Source organism: Thalassotalea mangrovi, from assembly GCF_005116735.1.
In the GTDB taxonomy this organism is placed as follows: Bacteria; Pseudomonadota; Gammaproteobacteria; order Enterobacterales; family Alteromonadaceae; genus Thalassotalea_A; species Thalassotalea_A mangrovi.
Window position 1 is genome coordinate 69,634 of the sequence record NZ_SWDB01000028.1, and the last position, 24,273, is coordinate 93,906.

Annotated in this window: 19 protein-coding genes; 7 read left to right on the plus strand and 12 right to left on the minus strand. The window is 47.7% G+C overall.

Annotation, left to right across the window (positions count from 1 at the left end; genetic code table 11):
* Window positions 1-60: 60 nt before the first annotated feature.
* Window positions 61-291, plus strand: coding sequence for a hypothetical protein (locus tag E8M12_RS11610; RefSeq protein WP_136736312.1), 231 nt, complete (start codon window positions 61-63; stop codon window positions 289-291).
* A 91-nt stretch (window positions 292-382) separates the two neighbouring features.
* On the plus strand, window positions 383-1,141 hold the full coding sequence (locus E8M12_RS11615; RefSeq protein WP_136736313.1) for a TatD family hydrolase: 759 nt from the start codon (window positions 383-385) through the stop codon (window positions 1,139-1,141).
* Here E8M12_RS11615 and E8M12_RS11620 read toward each other — a convergent pair.
* Window positions 1,127-1,711: an AhpA/YtjB family protein gene (locus E8M12_RS11620; protein ID WP_136736314.1), complete on the minus strand. Its 585-nt coding sequence runs from the start codon at window positions 1,709-1,711 to the stop codon at window positions 1,127-1,129. The two genes, E8M12_RS11615 and E8M12_RS11620, sit on opposite strands and share 15 nt — an antisense overlap.
* A gap of 130 nt (window positions 1,712-1,841) precedes the next feature.
* Between E8M12_RS11620 and serB the strand changes: the two genes are divergently transcribed.
* The 3 genes from serB to E8M12_RS11635 all read left to right on the plus strand — a co-directional run bounded on the left by serB (window position 1,842) and on the right by E8M12_RS11635 (window position 7,172).
* Complete coding sequence (gene serB, locus E8M12_RS11625) at window positions 1,842-2,906, plus strand: phosphoserine phosphatase SerB (protein ID WP_246034120.1); 1,065 nt, start codon at window positions 1,842-1,844, stop codon at window positions 2,904-2,906.
* Between the two features lie 293 nt (window positions 2,907-3,199).
* Window positions 3,200-4,564, plus strand: coding sequence for a DNA repair protein RadA (gene radA, locus E8M12_RS11630; RefSeq protein ID WP_136736315.1), 1,365 nt, complete (start codon window positions 3,200-3,202; stop codon window positions 4,562-4,564).
* Window positions 4,565-4,895: 331 nt separating this feature from the next.
* Window positions 4,896-7,172, plus strand: a complete 2,277-nt coding sequence (locus E8M12_RS11635) for a S9 family peptidase (protein ID WP_136736316.1) — start codon at window positions 4,896-4,898, stop codon at window positions 7,170-7,172.
* Window positions 7,173-7,235: 63 nt separating this feature from the next.
* On the opposite strand, the gene E8M12_RS11640 is transcribed toward E8M12_RS11635, so the two are convergent.
* The 3 genes from E8M12_RS11640 to dinB form a co-directional block, all read right to left on the minus strand.
* Window positions 7,236-7,691 (minus strand): YybH family protein, encoded by a 456-nt coding sequence (locus E8M12_RS11640; RefSeq protein ID WP_136736317.1) that lies wholly within the window; start codon window positions 7,689-7,691, stop codon window positions 7,236-7,238.
* Between the two features lie 92 nt (window positions 7,692-7,783).
* The gene (locus tag E8M12_RS11645) at window positions 7,784-8,641 is read right to left on the minus strand and encodes an MBL fold metallo-hydrolase (protein WP_246034122.1); all 858 of its coding nucleotides are present in this window, start codon (window positions 8,639-8,641) and stop codon (window positions 7,784-7,786) included.
* A 92-nt stretch (window positions 8,642-8,733) separates the two neighbouring features.
* The gene (gene dinB, locus E8M12_RS11650; protein ID WP_136736318.1) at window positions 8,734-9,783 is read right to left on the minus strand and encodes a DNA polymerase IV; all 1,050 of its coding nucleotides are present in this window, start codon (window positions 9,781-9,783) and stop codon (window positions 8,734-8,736) included.
* A gap of 177 nt (window positions 9,784-9,960) precedes the next feature.
* On the opposite strand from dinB, the gene E8M12_RS11655 reads away from it, so the two are divergent.
* Window positions 9,961-11,937 (plus strand): BCCT family transporter, encoded by a 1,977-nt coding sequence (locus E8M12_RS11655; RefSeq protein WP_136736319.1) that lies wholly within the window; start codon window positions 9,961-9,963, stop codon window positions 11,935-11,937.
* A gap of 79 nt (window positions 11,938-12,016) precedes the next feature.
* Here E8M12_RS11655 and E8M12_RS11660 read toward each other — a convergent pair whose 3' ends face one another.
* The 6 genes from E8M12_RS11660 to E8M12_RS11685 all read right to left on the minus strand — a co-directional run bounded on the left by E8M12_RS11660 (window position 12,017) and on the right by E8M12_RS11685 (window position 18,899).
* A complete protein-coding gene (locus E8M12_RS11660) occupies window positions 12,017-12,301 on the minus strand; it encodes a hypothetical protein (protein ID WP_136736320.1) in 285 nt (94 codons plus the stop codon).
* A 60-nt stretch (window positions 12,302-12,361) separates the two neighbouring features.
* Window positions 12,362-13,507 carry a GNAT family N-acetyltransferase gene (locus E8M12_RS11665; protein WP_136736321.1) on the minus strand — a complete coding sequence of 382 codons (1,146 nt, stop codon included), beginning with the start codon at window positions 13,505-13,507 and terminating at the stop codon, window positions 12,362-12,364.
* A gap of 74 nt (window positions 13,508-13,581) precedes the next feature.
* Window positions 13,582-14,901: a metal-dependent hydrolase family protein gene (locus E8M12_RS11670; RefSeq protein ID WP_136736322.1), complete on the minus strand. Its 1,320-nt coding sequence runs from the start codon at window positions 14,899-14,901 to the stop codon at window positions 13,582-13,584.
* Between the two features lie 159 nt (window positions 14,902-15,060).
* A complete protein-coding gene (locus tag E8M12_RS11675) occupies window positions 15,061-15,543 on the minus strand; it encodes an FKBP-type peptidyl-prolyl cis-trans isomerase (protein ID WP_136736323.1) in 483 nt (160 codons plus the stop codon).
* A 424-nt stretch (window positions 15,544-15,967) separates the two neighbouring features.
* Window positions 15,968-17,347, minus strand: a complete 1,380-nt coding sequence (gene pntB, locus E8M12_RS11680) for a Re/Si-specific NAD(P)(+) transhydrogenase subunit beta (protein WP_136736324.1) — start codon at window positions 17,345-17,347, stop codon at window positions 15,968-15,970.
* Between the two features lie 10 nt (window positions 17,348-17,357).
* A complete protein-coding gene (locus E8M12_RS11685; protein WP_136736325.1) occupies window positions 17,358-18,899 on the minus strand; it encodes a Re/Si-specific NAD(P)(+) transhydrogenase subunit alpha in 1,542 nt (513 codons plus the stop codon).
* 324 nt (window positions 18,900-19,223) lie between these two features.
* On the opposite strand from E8M12_RS11685, the gene E8M12_RS11690 reads away from it, so the two are divergent.
* A complete protein-coding gene (locus E8M12_RS11690; protein ID WP_136736326.1) occupies window positions 19,224-19,664 on the plus strand; it encodes a hypothetical protein in 441 nt (146 codons plus the stop codon).
* A gap of 141 nt (window positions 19,665-19,805) precedes the next feature.
* On the opposite strand, the gene E8M12_RS11695 is transcribed toward E8M12_RS11690, so the two are convergent.
* Both E8M12_RS11695 and E8M12_RS11700 read right to left on the minus strand, forming a co-directional pair.
* Complete coding sequence (locus E8M12_RS11695; RefSeq protein WP_136736327.1) at window positions 19,806-22,928, minus strand: efflux RND transporter permease subunit; 3,123 nt, start codon at window positions 22,926-22,928, stop codon at window positions 19,806-19,808.
* Between the two features lie 2 nt (window positions 22,929-22,930).
* On the minus strand, window positions 22,931-24,085 hold the full coding sequence (locus tag E8M12_RS11700; RefSeq protein ID WP_136736328.1) for an efflux RND transporter periplasmic adaptor subunit: 1,155 nt from the start codon (window positions 24,083-24,085) through the stop codon (window positions 22,931-22,933).
* Window positions 24,086-24,273 lie beyond the last annotated feature (188 nt).

Genomic DNA, 24,273 nt, shown 5'->3' on the forward strand with positions numbered 1-24,273 from the left:
GTTGTTTTTACATCATAAATTACTTATATTTCGACCGGTCTTTTTCGCTCGGGTATAAAAATGAAAATAAAGGAATATTGTCAGGGCGATTGCATTGCAAAAATCATTATGCTCAGCGTTGGCCTGTTGTTAACTGGCTGTTTTCTCATTTTGTTTATCGTTAACCTGCAATCCCTGCTGGAAATCTCCTTTGCTTACACCTTGATAGCCACTGGCATCAGTGTATTGGCGTTGTTGGGCTTATTCTGGTTTGGATACCACTACCTGTGGCGAGTCGGCCGACCTGAATAGTACGACTTCCTCCCCCGACTCGACAATTGCGTTATCCTTAATCCATATAATCCTTTGAACGACACCGCCAGATTCAGCAACGGGAACAAGATTGTTATTCACCGACAGCCATTGCCATTTTGACTTTCCTGAATTCTCCGGGCTGCGCACCGACATTGCCCGGCAGATTAGAGAATTGGGGGTACATAGAATAATTGTGCCAGGCGTAAGTGCCGCGCATTGGCAACGGCAATTCGATACCTGTCGACAATTTGCCCCCTGTTATTTTGCCTTTGGTATCCACCCCTGGTGGGTAGAGGATGCTAAGGAAGAGGACCTGACCTTATTGCCTGATTACCTGTTGCACAACAAGGTCATTGCTGTCGGAGAAATCGGTCTCGATGCGAAAATTGACAATATGGCAAAGCAACAGGAATTTTTTCAGGCACAGCTGGCAATCGCCAGAAGCGCTGACCTGCCGGTATTAATACATCACCGCCGCACCCATCATTTAATTCAACCCTTGTTAAAACAATATGCTTTGCCGCGTGGTGGGGTTATTCATGCATACTCAGGCAGTTTTCAGCAGGCGATGACCTATGTTGAACTTGGTTTTAAGCTCGGAGTTGGCGGAACGATTACCTATGAAAGAGCCCAAAAAACCCGGGATGCGATTGCCAGGGTGCCCCTGACATCCCTGCTGCTGGAAACCGATGCGCCAGCAATGCCGCTCGCCGGCAGACAAGGGGAAATAAATTCTCCGGCCTATCTGCCAGAGGTATTCCGGCAATTGTGCCAGCTTCGTAGTGAACCTGAAGACCTTATCGCACATCAGCTGGAGCAAAACTGCCAACAGCTATTTTCGTTTTAACCCGAGAATCCGTAAGTCAGGGGTTGTTGGATGATTGTACCAGTACAACACAATCATCGCGCCGAGTAACAACATCAGAATAAAGGCCAGGTTATCACGCTGGCGTTCATTAAATTCATCGACCAATTCGTCACCATTGAAGTTAATACGCACATAACCGAGCAACTCGGCGCCGCGAATCTCTTCAATATACGGGGCATGGTAAGGACTGCCAGCGCTGGGTAATTGCTCGAGATCGCTGATTATACGGCTCGCTGACTCGGAATGGGCAAGCAATTGTCCATTGGTATCGTAAATTAGCACCTGTTCCACCCAGGGACTGAGTTCAAGTTGTCGGGCAAATTCATTTAAACCCGTACGCTCATTTTTCTGCAGCAAAATTTTAGCAGTCAACGCTGCCTGTCGGGTGAAGCCACGAGCGATATCTTCGACATGCTCGATCATCACCTGCTGATTTTTGTAGATGCGGACAATGGAGCTGTTAAAGAAGAGAAGCAGGATAACGATGGCCATAAATATGGGTAACAGACGATTCACCGTATGCTGAATCCTGGAAATCAGTGTCGACATGAATTTTTCCTGAGTAAAGTCCGTGTATGCGAATAATAAATTCAAAATAAAGTTTTAATAATAGAGGGTTATTTGCGAAGATAGAATCCTTTTTTACTGTCATTTTCTTTTCTTTGCAAAGGTACGTATTGTGGTAAGCCAATGTCTTAAGGTCGCACTTTCTCAGGTAAATTCGCTGACATTAAATCAGCTTCTGACCCATCAATCCCTCGCCGAGCCGTTACTGTTCAGCTTTTCAGAGCAAAACTTGCTCATCGACAGCAGCCTGGAGACCCTGACTCCGGGCCTGTTTAGCAATGAGACAATAACGCCAGTAAAGAAACCTACCGATAACGACTGGGAACTGGTGGTACTGAGTAAAATGAGCGTTGGCCAACTGCATTCCCTATGTCAACTGTCTGGTGTTGAGCTGCTCAGCTTAGCAAGAATCAATCACCGCCTTGGTATCTCCAGTTATCGCTTTAACCTGGCAGCCACTGATATGAGTGCAGCCAGAGAAAAGATTAACCAGTTTGCAATGACAGAAAACCTAGAGGTTGCCCTGCTGCACGCTGCTCCATGTTTAACAGAGCCGGGGCTGCTGATCATGGACATGGACAGTACCACCATTGAGATTGAATGTATTGATGAAATTGCGGCATTAGCAGGTGTTGGTGACGAGGTTGCCCAGGTAACCGAGCGCGCCATGCAGGGTGAATTGGATTTCGCCGCCAGCCTAACCGAGCGGGTTGCCCGGTTAGCCGGTGCCAGCGAATCGATTTTAGCCGAAGTCGCAGCCAACCTGCCATTGATGCCGGGTTTAAGACCGCTTATTGAGGTGTTAAAGGCCAATCATTGGCGGGTTGCCGTCGCTTCCGGGGGGTTCACTTACTTCACCGATACCCTACAACAACAGTTACCGTTAGATGCCACCCAGGCCAATGTCCTGGAAATTATCGATGGCACCCTGACCGGAAAAATTATCGGTGATATTACCGATGCCCAGGTTAAAGCCGACACGCTCACTCGCCTGGTCGGTGAATTCGAGATCCCGTCCAGGCAAACAGTGGCGATGGGCGATGGCGCTAACGATTTATTGATGCTGGACGCTGCCAACCTGGGCGTTGCCTACAAAGCCAAACCTGTGGTGTTGCAGCAAGCCGATTGTGCCATTAATTTTTCAGGACTGGATTGCCTGGTGCATTGGCTGAAATAGTGACAAAGGTTTCTCTGCTCCAATAACATCTCATGGTTTGCTGCCATTGTGCTCTGGACTTAAAACCAAAAACTGCATATCATACTGTACGTTTATACATACATAATACCAATCACATTAAATTAAAACTCACCCGTAGGGAGTTTGCCAGAGGTCCATTTACGGCCCTATATTTCAATAATATAGAATGACTATATCAATGAAATCTATGTTGTAACTGAACCTCTGTCCTAACTCTGAGTTGTGCACAAACTTAATGTGATTGGTATAAAACCAGATAGAGAAACAGATTCATGGCAAAGAATAAAACGGCATTTGTATGTAACGACTGCGGCGCAGATTTTCCTCGTTGGCAGGGGCAGTGCGGCGAATGTAAGGCCTGGAATACTATCACCGAAGTGCGCCTGGGGACCGCCCCTAAGCGCACCGACAACCTGGCCGGTTACGCCGGCCAAACCAGTGCACAAGTCCAGGTGTTAAATGCCATTGATTTAAGTGATTTACCTCGTTTCAGTGCCGGCTTTGCCGAATTTGACCGAGTTCTCGGCGGCGGTATTGTTCCTGGCAGTGCCATTCTGATTGGCGGCGAACCGGGTGCCGGCAAAAGCACCTTGTTATTGCAAACCATGTGCACTCTGGCAGAACAAATGAACGCGCTCTACATTACCGGTGAAGAGTCGTTGCAACAGGTGGCGATGCGGGCGCATCGGCTAGAACTGAAAACCGATAAGCTGAAGATGCTTTCGGAGACCAGTGTCGAAAACATCTGCAACATCGCCGACCGGGAAAAGCCAAAAATCATGGTGATTGACTCGATCCAGGTGATGCATATGGCAGACGTTCAGTCGGCACCGGGCAGCGTGTCTCAGGTCCGTGAAAGCGCCGCCTATTTAACCCGTTTCGCCAAGCAAAATCATGTCGCGATGATCATTGTTGGCCACGTCACCAAAGACGGGTCGCTGGCGGGACCGAAAGTGCTTGAACATTGTATAGACTGTTCAATCATGCTCGAAGGTAGCACCGACTCCAGATTCAGGACCCTGCGTGGCCATAAAAATCGCTTTGGTGCGGTCAATGAGCTTGGTGTATTTGCAATGACAGGGCAAGGCCTGAAAGAAGTCAAAAACCCAAGTGCTATCTTCCTGTCACGACAGGAAGAGCAAACCTCAGGCACAGTGGTAATGGTACTTTGGGAAGGTACCCGGCCGCTATTGGTGGAAGTACAGTCGTTAGTCGACTACTCTGCCCTGGCGAATCCACGCCGGGTTGCGGTTGGCGCTGATCACAACCGGTTATCGATGCTATTAGCCGTTCTGCACCGCCATGGCGGTTTACAGATGAACGATCAGGACGTATTTATTAATATTGTCGGTGGTGTCAAGGTATCAGAAACCAGTGTCGATTTAGCACTATTACTGGCGATGGTTTCCAGCTTTCGCGACAAAGCCCTGCCCCGGGATTTGGTGGCATTTGGAGAAATAGGCTTATCCGGAGAGATTCGCCCGGTTCCCAGTGGCCAGGAGCGCATCAACGAAGCCGCTAAACATGGTTTTCGTAAAGCCATCGTCCCCATGGCCAATAAGCCAAAAGAGCCAATCGAAGGTATGGAGATTATTGGCGTTAATACCCTGGCCCAGGCACTGGAAGCGATTCTTTAAAAACTCTTCGACAGTTATGGTTTAGGTGGTTAAAATAGTGAGAGCGTGTTGACCTTTGCTGGCCGAATTTTGTTCAACAAGTGACTGTTAATTGTGAAATTGTTGGAACTAACAGCACACCTATTGTATGAAACCGCACCATTGAATTCTGCGAACAGCGTTTGTTTTGATCCTGGCCCGCGTTTTTTCAATTGACCGTACAATAAGTACGCTACATTGAAAAAGCCTTGCCCAAATTCCAAACAATTCACTGCAAAATTGCCCTCGAAAGATAAACACGCTCTAGTTATTTAATTTAAATTACCTAAGCTAAGCCTAATTAAGCCAAATTATGAAAAAAGCCGTATCGGGCATTATTATGTTGTTGGCAAGCACGACGTGCTACGCCGAACAGAATCAAGCCCAACAACCAGCCGAACCTGCCACCAGCGTTGAACCTCAGGCACTATCCATTGAACGCATTTTCAGCGCCCCGTCATTAAGTGGCGAAAAATCAAAAAACCTGCAGTATTTCCCGGATGGCACCAGGGTCTCTTACCTGAAAGCCAAACTTGATGATCAGAATCGCTACGACCTGTGGCAATACGACATTGGCAAAAACGAACACACGTTACTGGTCGATGCTGACAGTATTTTTTCCGGCAAAGAAGAATTAAGTGATGAAGAAAAAGCCCGCCGTGAACGTCAACGGGTGTATGGTTCGGGGATTATGGAATATGTCATTTCGCCTGAAGGCGATAGTATCGTATTCCCCATTAATGGCGATTTGTACCTTTACAGTCTGACGCAAAAACAGGCGCGACAGCTGACTCAGGACAAGGAATGGGAAACGGACGTAAAATTTTCTCCTAAAGGCGCGTACGTATCCTATATCAAAGAGCAAAACATCTATTTAATTGATGTTAAATCCGACGACATGCAAGAAAAGGCCCTGACTAGTGACGGCAAAGGCACCATCAAAAATGGTATGGCAGAGTTTGTCGCCCAGGAAGAAATGGACCGGATGACGGGCTATTGGTGGTCACCCAATGAAAAGCACCTGGCCTATATTCAGGTTGATGAATCGGGCGTGGATGTTGCGATTCGCAATGAAATATACGCGGAAGAAGTGAAGCTTTACGAGCAACGCTACCCGGCGACAGGCACCAACAATGTGACAGTGAAATTGAAATCGGTGCAGATTAGCAACGGTAAAGTAAAAGACTTCCCTCTAGGTGACAACCCGGATATTTACTTACCGCGGGTAAAATGGATGCCGGACTCAAAAGGTTTGAGTTATCAATGGCAGAGCCGTGATCAGCAAACCTTAAAACTGCGCTTTCATCAATTGAAATCTCGGGTTGGCAAAACCGTGATCACAGAAACCTCCGATCACTGGATAAACCTAAACCATGATTTAACGTTTTTAGAAGATAAACGTCAGTTTATCTGGGCATCAGAGCGTGATGGGTATAAACATCTTTATCTCTTCAATTACGAGGGTGAGATGATTGCCCAACTTACCAAAGGTAAGTGGGTTGTGGACGAACTGATTGCTGTCGATGAAAAAGATGGCTGGCTATACTTTACCGGTCGCGCTGATACGCCGCTGGAAAAACATCTGTATAAAGTAACGCTTGACGGAAAATCACCAGAGCACGTGACTCGCATCAGCAAACGTAGTGGTTTTCACAAAATCCGTTTCGCCAAAGACAAGCAGACCTATCTGGATAATTTTTCCAGTACCAGTGTTGCGCCGCAGCTAAGTTTGCACAAGGCCAATGGCGAGCGGATGACATACTTACTTGAGAATGCCCTGAATAACGAGCACCCCGTCGCCCCCTATCTCGATGCATTGGTAACGCCAAAGTTTGGTACCCTTAAATCCGATGATGGCGCTGTTGATCTTTATTACAAACTCTACACTCCAAAAAACCTCAAACCTGGTCAGAAATATCCGGTTATTGTCCATGTCTATGGCGGCCCTCACGCGCAGCGCGTGACGAATCAATGGCAAGGTGCCGATATGATCCAATACATGGTGAGCCAGGGTTATATCGTATTTCAGCTAGATAACCGTGGTTCGAATTATCGCGGCACTGGTTTTGAATTCCCGATTTACAAGAAGTTAGGGGATGTCGAACTACAGGATCAAATCACCGGCGTGAAATATCTGCACACATTACCATTTGTCGATCCCCAACGCATTGGCATCTATGGCCACAGTTATGGCGGTTATATGGCATTAATGGCATTATTTAAGGCACCTGAGTACTTTCAGGCTGGCGTTAGCGGAGCCCCGGTAACCGATTGGTTGCTATACGATACTCACTATACCGAGCGCTACCTGGGACATCCGGAAGATAATGCCGAGGGCTACCAACAAAGCTCAGTATTCCCGTATGTTGAAGGGTTTCAAGGAAAGTTGTTCCTCTATCATGGCATGGCCGACGATAATGTGTTGTTTACCAACACCACCAAGCTTATCAAGGAACTGCAGGATCATAACAAAATGTTTGACCTGATGACCTATCCTGGCTCCAAACACAGTATGCGAGGCAAGCCAGTGAAAGTGCATTTAAACAATGCCATCATGCGCTTCTTTAATGATAATTTTCAACCGCAGTAACAACTTAATAATAATGCCCTGATATTCAGGGCATTTTTTTAAGCGTGTATTAACCTTGTCGATTCACCGACAAAATCGATCTCCTTTGTCGAAAATCACTTTCCAGCGCCCATTCGCCTCTTTACGCCAGATTGACGTATAGGTGTGAAATCTCCCCTGCTGATTCCACACCGGTCCCGTACTCAACGCAAGCCCGCCATTATCCAATACTTCGACACGTTCAGGACGCCAGGCAAAAGGAGCTTCGGGATTTGCAAATAACTTGCTCCAGGCTTCAACAACCTGTTGCTTACCGCGATGGACAGCTTGCTCGGAGATAAAGACAGCATCGTCGGCAATAAACTCTGAGAATGCACTAAGATCTCTATCTGCCATCGTTTTAGCAAAGGCCAGCTCGCTTTCCCAGACTGCCTTAGCATCGATGTTGTCATTGGCATGGCCAGTCTGGATCATCAAGGATAGCGCAATTAAAACGGACAATCGGGCAAGTCGCCCAGCATCGTTTAGGAAAAGGATCATGATTTGCTCCCATGAATATTTAAACAATAAAAAGGAGCTGACAAAGCAGCTCCCCGAATCATCAACAACGCTCGTGTTTAACGAAACCTTGTTTATTGCCCTAAGTCAGTGATCAATGTTTTCAGCCAACGTTCTTCGTTAATAAATTGCCAGCTCCAGGATTTATACTGTTCGCCAATGCCTGCCTCGAGAATTTCTGCCTCGGTTTTGCCTTCGGCTAATGCGGATTCAACCAAATCAATCGAATAACTGATCATATCGATGGAAGACTGCAAGCCAATCATATCGGTCACCTTGCCATGACCAGGAATGATTTTAATATCCTGGGCATAACTTTTACGGATTTTTTGAATATTCTCTAAATAGCCTTTCACCGTACCGCCATGGGTAATATCGATGTAAGGAAAGCGCCCTTCAAATAACAAGTCGCCCATGTGCAGCACTTTATGTTTAGAAAAATAGACGACAGTGTCACCATCCGTATGACCTGATGGTAAATGCATCAATTGAATCACCTCGTCATCCAGATATATTTTCACCCCATCGGTATAGGTAACTACCGGTAAATGTGCGCCGGACTTGTTATTATCCTCAGCTACCCGCTTGCGCACGTTTTCATGGGCGAAAATCGGTGCATGCTGGGCAAAATACTCATTGGAGCCGGTATGATCACCGTGATAATGAGTATTAACCACGTATTTTAATGGCTGTTCTTTGATTTCCTGCATTGCCGCTTCGATTTTTTCTGCCAGGGGTTCAAATTGATCGTCGACTAGCAACAGACCGGAATCCGTTGCCAAAACACCAATGTTACCGCCGGCACCCTCGAGTATATAAACATCGCCCGCAACTTGAGTGGCGGCTATCTTCACATCCGAAAAGTCTTGTGCGGCCAGCACCGGTAAACTCAACATGCTGCCAATAAGCAGCAAAACAGATAAATTTTTCATATATCAACCCTGATTGTTTTTTATTACTTTCTGACTATGGAATATTTACGATAGAAAATCCAGTCGCAATACGGACAGAAGTACGAGCAGGATCAAAGATTTAGGGAAAGCTGCTGCTCTTTTTGTGGTGCCGAGAAGCCGACGTGCAGGCCAAGCAAACGCACGGGTTTACCCGCGCCACGTGCTAATGCCTCACGCAGCAGGGAAGGGAAAAGTTCTGGGGTTAATTGCTGGCAACTAAGGTCGACCGTAGTCTGGGTAAAGTCGGCAAATTTGACTTTCACGCCCTGGCGACAGATGGGCAGTTGCTCAGCTCGTTGTAATCGTTGCTCGAACTTTGGCAGCAGCCCATCGATAATTTCCAGACAGGCGGTTTCCCCGTCAACATCCTCCGGCAGTGTCGTTTCTATGCCGAGTGACTTGCGTAGCCGCTCAACCGTCACCGGGCGATTATCATTGCCATGACAACGCTCGTACAAGCTGGCACCAAATTTACCAAACCATTGTTGTAACTCCGCCTTGCTGTAGTGGCGTACATCGGCACCGGTTTTCAGGCCGTAATGATGTAATCGCTGCAAGGTTTTCGGACCGACACCAGGGATTTTTTTTAGGTTCAGGGTTGCGGTAAAGTCCATCACCTGATCAGGTTTGATAACGAAAATGCCATTCGGTTTGTTTTCATCTGAAGCTATTTTTGCGAGAAACTTGCACGGTGCTACCCCGGCGGAGGCGGTAAGCTGTAATTCATTAACAATGTCGCGTCGGATTTGCTCGGCGATTAAGGTGGCGCTGCCTCGACAATGAGTGCTGTCGGTCACATCCAGATAAGCTTCATCAAGCGATAAAGGTTCGATAAGATCTGTATAGCGGAGAAAGATGTCACGGATTTGCCGCGATACCTGTTGATATACGGACATTCGACCTTTAACTAAGATTAAATCCGGACATAACCTGAGTGCCTGCGCTACTGGCATCGCCGAGCGCACGCCGAATTCACGGGCCGGATAGTTGCAGGTTGCCACCACGCCTCGTTTGCTGCTGCCACCAATAGCAATCGGAATGTTACGAAGCGCCGGGTTATCACGCATCTCTACCGCCGCATAAAAGCAATCCATATCAATATGGATAATCTTTCGAACCATAATTTCATTGCGACCACACACAACTGTACATAAACACAGTATACGTATCATCCAGGTGCCAGACAATAGCCTGGCGGTTAATTTCCCTCATGTTAATTAAACCTTGTCTATACTTATGGCGTCCTTCCAGGCGAAGGCAATGTGAATCAAGGTGTTAGGGTTAGTAGGAGGTGAAGCTTGCTCAATAGACGTCAACCTAAAGGGCTAAACAAAAAGGTTTTTTACAGCTCGTCTGCCCTGATTCTGATTTTGTTGGCCTACGCTGTGATCTGGCCACGCTCTGCCGAAAGCAATTTCAACAGCCTGCAGGCGCTTATCATCGCTGATGCGAGCTGGTTTTATATCCTCAGTGTCGCCGTTATCCTGATTTTTGTCATTTTCCTGTGCGTATCTCAATACGGTGATATCCGGCTCGGGCCGGATCATTCCAGACCGGCTTACTCGATGATGTCATGGATTTCGATGTTATTTGCTGCAGGCATGGGTATTGGCCTGATGTTTTTCAGTGTTGCTGAACCCATTATGCATTATTCTTCCCCGCCCAATGCGCAACCAGAGACCGTCGCCGCAGCCAGGGAGGCCATGCGAACCACGTTTTTTCACTGGGGCTTGCACGCCTGGGCCATCTATGCGGTGGTTGCCTTGATTCTTGCCTATTTCGCCTTTCGCTTGAATCTACCCTTAACCTTAAGATCGGCTCTGTTTCCATTCATTGGCAATAAAATATACGGCTGGCCAGGGCATCTGGTAGATATCTTTGCTGCAGTAGGTACCGTATTTGGTGTTGCTACGTCCCTGGGCCTGGGCGCATCCCAGGTTAATTCCGGGTTTCATTACCTGTTTGGTATTGAGGTCAATAACCTCAATCAGATTATTTTAATGACCATCATTATCGGCTTTGCTATTGTCTCCGTGGTCAGCGGCCTGGATAAAGGCATTAAGCGCCTGTCGGAAACCAATATGGGCCTGGCCCTAGGGCTGTTATTGCTGGTGTTTGTCCTCGGACCTACGGTATTCCTGCTGTCCGCCTACGTGCAGAATATCGGTGATTATCTATCCCACATTGTCCGTTCCACCTTTAACCTTTATGCATACAAAAAGACCGAATGGATTGGTGGCTGGACCCTGTTTTACTGGGGCTGGTGGTTAGCTTGGGCACCGTTTGTCGGTTTATTTATAGCACGGATCTCCAGGGGAAGAACGATTCGCCAGTTTGTGGTTGGGGTATTGCTTATCCCCACCGCATTCACCCTGTTCTGGATGACCATTTTTGGAAACAGCGCTATCGATATGGTGCAAAGTGGTAAAGCCAATGATCTAGTGCGCATGGTCTCGGAAAACACTTCCGTCGCCCTGTTCGTATTTCTTGAGCATTTCCCATTTTCGGAATTTCTTGCTGGCCTGACCGTGTTGATGATTGTGATATTTTTCGTCACCAGTTGCGATTCCGGAGCGATGGTTATCGATATGTTATGCTCTTACGGCAACAATGACACACCGGTGTGGCAGCGCATCTACTGGGCCGTATGCGTGGGTTTAGTCGCCGGTATATTACTGCTCGCCGGTGGATTGAACTCATTGCAGACGATGACGATTGCCAGCGCCCTACCCTTCACTATTGTGTTGATGTTGTCGATGGGCGGATTATTAAAAGCATTGCGGGTTGAGAGCTTTAAGCAGGAGAGTTACTTGCTGACGTCTTTACCGCATACTGGTGCAGATAATAAAGCCTGGCGAGAACGTTTATCGAAGATTAACCACTACCCGAGCAAAGAAAACATCGATAAGTTTATTCAGGATACCGTCCATCCGGCGTTTGAAGAACTTCAACAGGAGCTGACTAAGCTTGGCAAAGAGTCCACCCTGGCGGCCACCGAACACGGTTGGCAGCTCTCGGTGAAAATAGAAGATTCACCCGACTTTATCTATGGCGTGTACCGACAAAGAAATCAGCGACCTAACCTAACCGATGAGGAAAATGAGTCGCTAAAAAGTGCCCCTGACAACGATGATTATCATTACTATCGGGCAGTGGTGCACCTGACCGAAGGCGGCCAGGATTACGATGTGATGGGCTGGTCGACGCTGGGAATTATTAACGATGTCATTGACCAGTACTATAAACACCGTTACTTTATTTACTTGCTCAATTAGAGCGTGCTGAGCTTAGCTGGACAAACTTTGTTCAATAACCGCCAATTACCGGGCCAATCATTGAGTCTGCAAACACGCTCTATTGGTCGTTAAGGTCGAATTCAAAGCCGCCAATCAATGGTGCCAGCAGATTGTAAATGATACACATAACCGCGACGCTGATGTAAGTGAAAATGAAGTAGATAACCGGTAAAACCAGTAACGCCCAGCCATTAAACCCTGCCATATCGGGATTTTCCAAATCCGGCGCCCATATGGAAAATAACATAAACGGAATCAAAACAGGCAGAATTGCCACGGCCATCAGCGCGCCTGACATCAGGGCGTATTGATGGATACTCATACGGGTGATACGACGTTTCATTGCAGGGCCTCGAAATTAAAAACCCTTTGAGTATAGGAGGTTTGTCAATAGGACTGGCAACTAACCCTGCCGATAGGCGCTGTTTAGCACTCCAGATTGCATCAGTTTTTGCAGATGTTCATTCTCACGAGCAATAACATCAATGATGGCCGGTTTAAACGCAGACTCAGCCAGCAAATAACTGCCATACGTGGTAGTGGCGATAAAACCACGGTTAAGCTTATGCTCTCCCTGCACCCCGGCATCGAACCGCTGCAGGCGATTGGCAATGCAGTATTCAATTCCCTGGTAATAGCAGGCCTCAAAGTGCAGCCCGACAATATCCTCAACAGCGCCCCAATAGCGGCCGAATAATGCTTGTTGATGCACAAAAAACAAGGCACTGGCGACCGGTTTTCCTGAACGCCTGACCATTAACAGGCGACATTCACCGGGTAACTGCTGCGACAAAAACCTGAAAAAATCCAAAGTCAGGTAACCCTGATGACCAGAGCGCTTCAGGTATGTCTGGCGATAACACTGATAGAAAAACTGCCAGTCGTTATCTTCAATCATCGCCCCTTCTATCCAGCTATATTCAAGATTTTCCCTGGCCAGTTGGTTACGCTCTTTGCGAATATTTTTACGTTTGCGGGCAGTCAGCCGCGCCAGAAAGTCATCAAAGTCCCCGTAGCCTTGGTTAAACCACTGGAACTGAATATCGATACGCGCCTCAAATCCATGCCTGGCTAGCTGTTCACAGGTTTCCTGGTCAATAAAAAGACACTGTAGATTACTGGCTTTCAATGTCTCGAGGCGTTGCCGCAACACCTTAGCGATGCTTGCAAGTAACTCGTCTTCGGCAATGTTGCAATCAGCACATAACGCCAGGCGCGCGCCGGTTACCGGGGTAAAAGGTATGGCAGAGACCAGTTTCGGGTAGTAATCCAGTTGCCGTTGTTGATAGGCCGCCGCCCAACTCCAGTCGAACATATACTCGCCATAAGAGTGCATTTTTACATAGAGCGGCATCGCCGCAATGATTTGTTGATCAAAGCGGACTACAAGGTGATGGCTCAACCAACCGCTATCGCCGTCAATGCAGCCCCCCCGCTCGAGGCATAATAAATAATCGTATTGGCAGAATAATGATTGTCCGGCGAATAAGCGCTGCCATTGTTGGCGAGGAACTTCTTCAATTGAGCGATGAAAGCTAGCCGTTAACATGACTCAACTGGCCCCCCTGATTATGTGTGTTGCATCGCCAATGGCGGCAACACACAGTTAACCATTTGCCAGGGTTAGTTTTTATGTACCACGCCATCTTTCATAACAAATTTAACGGACAGTAATTGACGAATATCCTGCAATGGGTTGTCATCAACGGCAATAATGTCTGCGTACTTGCCTTTTTCCAGGGTGCCCAGCATATTGGAAGCATCAATCAAATGCGCAGCATTAACGGTTGCCGACTTAATAATATCCATTTCCGTCATCCCCGCCTGGTGCATCAGAATCGCCTCCTGGGCATTATCACCATGTTTGGAAACACCAGAGTCGGTACCAAATGCAATCTTTACCCCCTCTTCATAAGCGTTGCTGAAATTTTTTAACATGTCCGCTCCGACACGTTCCGCTTTGGCTTTAATCGCTGGCGACATGAAGTCACTGTTCTGAGCCATTTTCAATACCGTATCGCCAGCCAGTAGCGTCGGTACCAGGTAAGCGTCGTTATCTAAAAATAGTTCAATGCTGTCCTCATCGGCGTAGCTGCCATGTTCAATACTATCGACACCGGCGCGAAGGGCAGCGTTGATTCCCTCTGCGGCATGGGCGTGACTGGCCACTTTACGTCCCAGGGCATGCGCCGCTTCCACCACTTCCCGCAATTCATCGTCGGCCATTTGCTGACCCGTTCCGGTATTGGTGTCCGATAAAACCCCGCCGGTAGAAGTGATTTTAATGACATCGGCGCCAAACTTAATGGCCCGTCGCGTCGCTCGACGACAATCAAATGGGCCATCACAAATGGTTTTCGAGGTGTATTTATCCATTAAATCATGGCGCATGCCATCAATATCGCCATGGCCACCGGTGACCGACACGCCACCTGAAGCAATAATTCGCGGACCGTCCACCCAGCCATTGGCAATCGCATCACGCAGGGCATAAAGCTGCTGTGGATCTGCCCCTAAATCGCGCACTGTGGTAAAGCCGGCATCAAGGGTCTTGCGGGCAAAGTGAACGCTGCGCATCCCTGCCAGTTCAGCCGACATCTGTAACCGTTCCCTCGCATTATCCGGGCCTAATTCACCCTGGATATGAACGTGCATGTCCATTAGCCCAGGCATGACAAAATCAGTTTTCAAATCAATGATCTCAACGTTGTCACCATAATCTTTACCGGACACATAGCCAGAAACAATGTCGCTGATTTTATTGTCTTTGATCACCACCGACTGGCGTTTTTGTACCGTTTTCCCTGGCACTGCCAGCAACTCTCCGGCATGAATAATTTTGATGCTTTCTGCCCAGGCACTGGCACTGAATAGGACGGCTGAAGCCGCGGTTAGCGCCAGATACGGCAAAGAGGAATATTTATTATTATTTTTCGTTTTCATCGGATTTCCTTACAACGTTTTTAATAACCGGCAATCAATAAGATTACTTTGAAAAGAGGTAACCTATTAATATCACAATCAAAAAAAAAATCTAAGAGCGCTGGCCCTTAGATTTTCTGTTGTCATGCAATTTCCTGACTACGGTAAGCTAATTAGCCGTTAATGTTGGTGACCGCCAACACCATGGGCATGACCATGGGAAATTTCCTGCTCATCCGCTTCACGCACGGCAACAATATCGATATCAAACTCCAGGGTCTGACCGGCAAGTGGGTGATTGGTATCAACCGTGATCATAAATTTCCCCACCTTAACGACAGTCACCTGACGTTGACCCTGCTCGGTATTGACGACCGCAACCATACCTGGCTTCCAATTGCTGGCTCCTTGCAGGTGCTTGGCAGGGATTCGTTGTATCGCCTCTTGTAAATACTCGCCATAACCGTTTTCTGGAGTAACGGTGACACTAAAACTTTCACCCTGCTCCTTATCGATAAGTGCATCTTCTACACCCTTGATCATCGCGTTATGACCAACCAGTAACGCTAACGGATCGCCGCCTTTTGAATCTTCCAGCACCTGGCCATCCGAATCTTTTAACACATAATGGAACTGCACTACCGTATCTTTGGCTACCTTCATTTTTTATCCTGTTCTTACAACTGATGAAAATTATTTCGAGATACCCAGTCTGCTAATATACCAATCACATTAAATTATTGCTCACTCAGTGAGAATTTAAAGGCGTTTAGGCAAGGCTTTGATTGCAGAGAATGGTCGTTCCATTGTCAAAATCAGTAATGCAGGATAAACGCCTTTAAAACTCACCCGTAGGGAGTTTATCAGAGGCCCATTTACGGCCCTAGATTTCATTAATATAGAATGACTATATCAATGAAATCTATGTTGTAACTGAACCTCTGCCCTAACTCTGAGTTGTGCACAAACTTAATGTGATTGGTATAACAACTGGAGTCGCTATCAGTATACGCTAAAACCAATAAAATAAATGCAAAAAGGCCAACATCCTAAACGAACATTGGCCTCGCTCTTGAGCACTTTAGGTTTAACTCAGTGCGTGATTAATTGCATCCACTGACGCTTTCGCATCGCCAAACAGCATTTGCGTATTTTCTTTAAAAAACAGGGGATTCTGCACCCCTGCATAGCCCGTATTCATCGATCGCTTAAAGACGATTACCTGCCGGGCATTCCAGACCTTCAGAACAGGCATGCCAGCAATCGGGCTATTCGGGTCTTCGCTGGCCGCCGGATTTACCGTATCATTGGCGCCAATAACCAGGACCACGTCGGTTTTACTGAAGTCGTCGTTGATTTCATCCATCCCCAGTACGATATCATAGGGAACTTTGGCTTCGGCTAACAATACATTCATATGCCCTGGCAGGCGCCCTGCCACCGGATGAATGGCAAAGCGAACATTGACACCCTTAGCTTTAAGCGCCTGGGTCATTTCAAAGACCGGATATTGGGCCTGTGCTACCGCCATCCCGTAACCTGGGGTAATGATCACCGATTTGGCCTGACTCAGGCTATCAGCGACCGCCTGTGCTGTGGTTTCGATGTAATCACCGTAATCCGTGTCACCATCGACAATCACCTCAGTGCCAAAGCCACCAGCAATAACACTGATGAACGAGCGGTTCATCGCTTTACACATGATATAAGATAAAATGGCACCGGAGGAGCCCACCAGGGCACCGGTAATAATCAGCAAATCATTACCCAGCATAAATCCAGCAGCTGCCGCCGCCCAGCCAGAATAGGAATTGAGCATCGATACCACGACCGGCATATCGGCACCTCCGATAGAAGCCACCAAATGCCAGCCAAATACCAGGGCAATGATGGTCATTAGCCACAATGGACCAAATGCGCCTTTGGCAACAATGAAGTAAATCATTAATGCGAAACAAATAATACCTGCGATCAGGTTCATTTTATGGCGATGTGGCAGCATCAGCGCCGCACTATTGACCAGTCCCCGTAGCTTCGCAAAGGCCACTATCGAGCCGGTAAAGGTGACTGCTCCGATAAAAATACCGAGAAATACTTCCACCAAATGGATATTGAGTTCGGCTCCACGTAGACCCGAAGTGTGGTCGAAAAAGCTGTTATAACCGACCAGCACCGCTGCCAATCCGACAAAGCTGTGTAAAATCGCCACCAGTTCCGGCATCTGCGTCATTTCAACCTTTTTCGCCAGGTGCAAGCCAATCATCGCACCAACCAGCATGCAGGCCAGGATTATCCATAGCGCTGAGGTTTGTGCTGCTGCCAGAGTGGCAATCAGCGCAATCGTCATGCCAGTTATGCCAAACCAGTTACCCGATTGGGCCGTTTCCTGTTTACTAAGCCCGGCCAGACTCAGAATAAAACACAGGGCGGCAAGGATATAAGCGGCGGTAATCATTCCTTCAGACATCTTAGTCTCCTTACTTACGGAACATTTTCAGCATCCGCTGGGTCACGAAGAAACCGCCAGCGATATTCACGGTAGCTATCAGTATGGCGAAGCCTGCCAATACATCGACCAGTAGCGATCCTGAACCTATTTGCAATAATGCCCCGAGAATAATGATTCCGGAGATAGCATTCGTTACGCTCATGAGCGGAGTGTGCAAGGCATGGGTAACATTCCATACCAGGTGGTAGCCAACCACGCAGGATAAAACAAATACGGTAAAGTGGGATAAAAATTCAGGGGGTGCCACATCCGCAATCCACAGGAAGATCAATACTGCAAATCCCAGCATTAACAGTTTATTCGCCGGATGGGCGTTCGACTCACTCGATTCCTCAGCCGCTGGTGCATCGCCTTTGACAACAGCAGGTTTTACTTTGGGTGCTGCTGAAACCTTAATCGCAGGAGGTGGAAAGGTGATTTCTCCTTCTTTTATTACCGTCATATGACGAACCACCGAATCCTCAAAGTCGAGCTGCAAATGACCATCTTTTTCTGGCGTGAGAAGTTTTAACAGATTAGCAAGGTTGTTCGCGTACAGTTGACTTGACTGATTAGGTAACCGTGAAACCAGATCGGTGTATCCAATAATCTTAACCTGTTGGTGCAGCGTCAACTCTCCCGGTTTAGTTAGCTCACAGTTGCCACCACCGGGAGCCGCCAAATCGACAATCACGCTGCCAGGTTTCATCGACTCCACCATGTCTTTGGTGATTAACGTCGGCGCTTTTTTACCCGGGATCATCGCTGTAGTAATAATAATATCGACATCCTTTGCCTGCTCGGCAAACAATGCCATTTCCGCTTCGATAAATGCCGCACTCATTTCTTTGGCATAACCATCGGCAGAATCAGAATCTTCCTCAAAATCCAGTTCCAGAAACTCTGCACCCATGGAGACGATTTGTTCTTTCACTTCTTCGCGGGTATCAAAAGCGCGCACAATGGCACCAAGGCTGCCAGCAGTACCTATTGCCGCTAGGCCTGCGACACCGGCACCTATGATAAGTACTTTTGCCGGTTCAATATTTCCTGCCGCGGTAATTTGCCCGGTGAGAAAACGACCAAACTCATTGGTAGCTTCCACCACTGCCCGATAACCGGCAATATTTGCCATTGAACTGAGCGCATCCAAAGACTGCGAACGGGTCATCCGCGGCACCATATCCATCGCCAGGGTATTGATTTCTCGCTCAGCCAATGACTGCAGCAAGTCTTGCTGTTGGGCCGGAGCAATGAAACTGATTAAATAACTTTGCGGTGTCAGCAGCGCAACCTCGTCTGCTTGCGGGGCATTAACTTTCAATACCACATCACAAGCCAGGGCCTGCTCCCGGTCGGTGATCTCCGCCCCGGCTTGCCGGTAAGCCGCATCATTAAAACTGGCTTTATCTCCGGCACCTGCCTCCACACAAACCTGATAGCCAAGTTTGGCTATCGCTTCGACAGATTTTGGTGATACCGCGACGCGATTTTCCCCGGCCAGGGTTTCTTTGGGTACTCCAATGCGCATATCGTTTCCTTGCTACATTTTATTGTTAATCTGGATTCGTAATTGCTTGAATTTATTAGTATCACTTAACGAGCAAAAATTAAACAAAACAACCCGGAAATTGTGAATATTCTGTAAAAATAATTCAGCTATTTGATAAAAAAGTGTTTGATAACAACATTTTTTGCGGTATGGTGAATATCAATTGTGAATTCATTGAATCGCAATTGCTATAAAACTGATTAGCCCCCATGTAGAATCAGTGCAGACAACGATTTACCGGATAATGTAAGTAAATCAGGTCGTTGAATAATTGCACATTGATAATGGACAGGTTAAACAGCCATGAAAAAATTCCTTTGCGCCAGCCTTCTTCTTTTTACACTGCCTTTTTCTGTGTCAGCTAACTCCTCGCTAACCGAGGAAAAAATCACTGCTATCGCTGAGCAGTTTGTCAATTTCCATAAAACCGAAGCGGTCGAGCTGTTACAGAAGATTCTCGCCCCGGACGTCAATGTTACTGTGACTCAGGGCTCCAACGGTTATGGCTTTGTATTAAATTACAATCGTCAGGAATATATCGATTACCTGCAAAAAGGCCATAAAAGTAAATTTCGTATCGGTACCGATGTTACCTACGTATCGTCAGAGTTTCTCGGTAATCGCGAAGCCAAATTTATCGTCCGCTATCGTTCCAAGCAACTGAATAAATATGTTTGGGTGGAAGGCATCGTGAGGGTCGTCGGTAAAGACGTGCAAATTACCGAAATCGAAGAATATACCTAAGTCGGGAATTGCCTGATTTACTCTAGAATCTGTCATCTGCTGTAAGTGTCATGCAACCACCGGCACTCTAAATATGGGGTTGTGATGTTGATACTCCCTAACCCTTTAGCTTAACTCGGTTAACCTCGCGTTAAGCTTTTTTTATTGCCGCGTTGCCTGTCCTTTGACGCGTTCCCGCAATGTCTGAACAATCACATAACAAACAGGGATAATAATGGTGCCGATAACCAGCGCCACAAACATCCCTCCAAACACAGTCACCCCTAAGGAACGTTGGCTAAACATACCCGCACCACTGGCGATAACCAACGGCAAAATGCCAACAATAAAAGAAACACCGGTCATGCATACCGCCCGAAAGCGCAGGTTAGCAGCGATACTAGCCGCATCAACTATGCTTTGCCCTTCCTGCTCACGCTGGTGACGAGCAAATTCGACGATCAGGATGGCATTTTTTGCCGCCATACCAATCAATAAAATAAGCCCAACCTGTGCAAATAAATTCAATGCAATCCCCATCACATTAAGCGCCAGCAAGGCACCGGCAATGGCCATCGGTACCACCAGGATAATCGCGGTCGGAACCGACCAGCTTTCATACTGGCCAACCAGGAACAAATAAATGAACACCAGGGCCAGGGAGTAGGCATAGATCGCCATATTACCTGCTTCGATTTCCTGGTAGGTCATACCGGTCCATTCCGACTGGTAGCCAGAAGGTAATACATTGGCAGCGACGTTCTCCATTGCCTTAATTCCGTCCCCGGAACTAAAACCCTGACTGGGTTCGGCGCGCACCGTTACTGAGTTATAGAGGTTATAGCGGTCACTGATATCCGGGCCATGAACCGGCTCGACCGTGGCAAAGGTATTCAACGGAATCATTTCACCACGATTATTGCGCACAAATAACATAAACAGGTCGGACACTGAGCCTCGATAATCAGGCTTAGCCTGCATGATCACTTTGTAAGTCTGGCCGAATTTAGTGAAGTCATTCACATATTGTGAGCCGAGTTGCGCCTGTAGCGTCGCAAATATACTGTCAATATTTATGCCCAGCGCCTTGGCCTTAACCCGATCAACATCAATTAAATACTGCGGTACGTTGGCTCTGAATGTACTGTACACATTGCTAAGAGCAGGGTCCTGATTGGCTTCAACAACAAAATCATTAAGAACCTGGGCAAAGTCACTGGCAGGCCTCGCTAAAGAATCCTGGACGATAAATTCCAGTCCCCCTACTGCCCCCATGCCCGGTACCGCCGGCGGCGCGATTGCCACCACCTGCGCTTCGGGGATTTGCGAAAAGGCCATCGCATTGACGCTTTGGGTCACCGCAAAAACTACATCTTCTTCCCTGGCTCGCTGATCCCAGTGTTTAAGAACAATAAACAAGGTACCGGCATTGCTTTGCGCCGCCGAATTTAAAATGGAATACCCGGATACCGAAGTGACACTTTCGATGCGTTTATCTGTGCCTAGGCCATCGCTGAGTTTGTCGAGAACCTGCTGGGTACGCCCCAGAGAACTGGCATCAGGTAATTGCACCGAGACAATAAAAATGCCTTTATCTTCATCCGGAACAAAGCCTGTAGGGGTGCGCAGGAACCCCCAGCCGAGGGCGACAAACAATACCAGCATAGCGAGCGACACCGCCACAATCTTGCGAACCAGATAGGCGACCGCCTGGGAATAACGCTGACGAATTTTGTCAAACCAGTGATTAAAGGCCCGGTACCAGCCAGATTCCTTGTTTTCTGCTTTTAACAGCAACCGACAAAGTGCCGGGCTCAGGGTCAGGGCGTTTAACGAACTAAAACATACCGCCACACAAATGGTCACCGCGAATTGTCGATACATAATACCGGTGAGCCCCGGTAATAAGGCGACCGGAACAAATACCGCCAGCAATACCAAGGTGGTGGCAATTATCGGTCCGGTCACCTCCTGCATGGTTAAGGTAACCGCCTGTTCCGCAGTCATCTTTGACTCGCTCAAATGCCGTTGCGTATTTTCCACCACCAAAATGGCATCATCGACCACCACGCCGATGGCGAGGATCAGGCCAAACAAGGTAATGGTATTAATTGACATATCAGCCAGCAATAAAATCCCAAATGACGCAATTAACGAGACTGGAATGGCAATCGATGGGACAATGGCCGCCCGCCAGTTACCGAGAAAGACAAAGGTGATGATTATCACCAACGCTACCGCCTGGTATAAGGAGGTTTGCACTTTGCTTATCGATGTACTGATATAACGTGTTGTATCGTAACCGATGGAATAATCGATCCCTTCAGGAAAATCCGCGGCCAGTTGTGACATTAATGTTTTAACATTCTCACCGGTTGCCAGCGCATTCGCGCCCGGCAACAGATACAGGGCAACGGTACTGGCGGGCTTACCATCAACCTGAGTAACCACCGAATAATTCTCCTGGCCTAACTCAATGTCGGCGACATCCTTTAGATACACAAACGAGCCATCGGAACGTGAACGGATGATAATATCCGCAAATTCATCGACTTCACTTAAGGTGCCTTTGGCCTGCAAGGTGTATTGGGTCTGAATATTTTCTTCATAGGGAGGTGCCCCTACCTTACCGGCAGCAACCTGAATATTCTGCTCCTGCAGGGCGCTGCGAATATCATTCGCGGTTACCCGCAACGACGCCATCTTCTGCGGATCGAGCCAGATACGCATCGAGTAATTGGCCTCCCCCATAATCATCGCTTCCGACACGCCGTCGACGCGCTTCAGGCGATTCAGCAAGTTAATTTTGATGTAGTTTGAGATAAATACCCGGTCGAATTCATCACTGTCTGAGAACACATTGACCAGGAACAACATGTCCGGTGATTGTTTTTTTACCGTAATGCCCGCCAGGCGGATATCCTGGGGCAATTTCGGTTCAGCCATCGCGACCTGGTTTTGAACCCGAACCAGTGCCAGGTCGGTGTCGGTACCCACCGCAAACGTTACCGTCAGCCGATAGCTGCCATCATTGGCGCTTTTTGAGGACATATAAATCATCCCTTCGACACCATTGACCACTTCTTCTATCGGTTGTGCAACTTTCTCCTTAACTACAGATGCCGAGGCGCCAGTGTAATTGGCGCTAACCACCACCTGCGGCGGGGCAACGGATGGGTACTCAGAAATGGGCAGGATCGCAGCGGCGATAATCCCAATTAAACTCAGGACAATGGCGATAACCAGGGCGAGTTTAGGTCGTCTGATGAAGGTTTGACTAAACATCCTCAGTCCTCTGACTGAGGAGCGACAGGAGCATCGGCCTCAACCGGCTTGATTTTTTGACCACTGCGGATTCGTTGCACACCGTTAATGACGATAGTATCGCCGATATCGAGCCCCTGGCTGACAATAACCATGATATCGACACGCTCGCCAAGCTTTACATTTTGTCGGGAAACCACTTGCTTATCATCGACCAGCATCACAAACTCTCCTTGTTGATCAGACTGAACTGCCGTTTGCGGTATCATCACCTTGTTGGTCTCTTTCGGCTCTTCGACAATGACATTAACGTATTGCCCGGGCTTAAGAATGCCATCAGGATTGGGGATCGTAGCTCGCACTTCCATGGTGCCGGTTTTGGGATCGACGCGATTGGAAACAAATGTAATCTTGCCTTCGTGGGGATAAATGTCGTCTTTTTCTATGGCGATTTTGACCCGCTCCTGTTCGCGGCGTTCGGCACGTGGCAAGCGGGCTTTCGCTTCGGTAAATTTTTTCGCCATTCGCCAATAGACCTTTTCACTGACAAAAAACGGCACTTCCATAAAATGGGTAGCCACTATCGTGGTCAGCTCGCCGGATTCGGGGCTGACAACATCGCCGACACTGTAAATACTGCGGCCGATTTTTCCGGAAATGGGAGCTTCAATGGTGGCATAACTCAAATCAACTTTGGCATTATCAAGTTGTGCTTCGGCGGCAGCTAACGCCGATTGTGCCTCCAGTAACTTGGCTTCCAGGTCATCCAGTTCTGAGCTTGAAATATATCCATCCGGTGCCAGCTCCTGGCCACGCTGAAAATTTTTATCGGCGGCGGTCAGCGCCGATTGCGCCCGGGCCACCTGAGCTTCACTTTGCTTTTTTTGTGCCTGGAGCTCATCATCGTTGAGTTTAAACAGTATGCTACCTGCTTCAATTTCCTTGCCTTCAGAAAAGTTAATGGATTCGATTTTCGCTTTGACCCTGGCAAGAATTTTTACATCGCTCGAGGCATTCAATCGCCCCACGAAACTCACTGACCCGCGGTGCGGAAACGTGTGAACTTTCTGCACAATGACTTCCACTTCCTGAGCTTGTTCCGGCGCAGGTTTGCATCCGGGCAGCAATGTCAGGAGCACGAGCGTTACACTTATGTAGACAAGAATTGTTTTTGTCATAATGGGTATCCTGTCAATAATCGATGATGGTTGCACATCTACAACTAATACCAATCAGCTAGTTATCGTGAACGTTATAAATCGATATAAGTATAGAAAAGATATAGATTTTGATAGTAAATGACCGAGACAAAAAAGCCCGAGCGCTTTCGCGTCGGGCTTTCACCATGTCAACCTTTCAACATTAT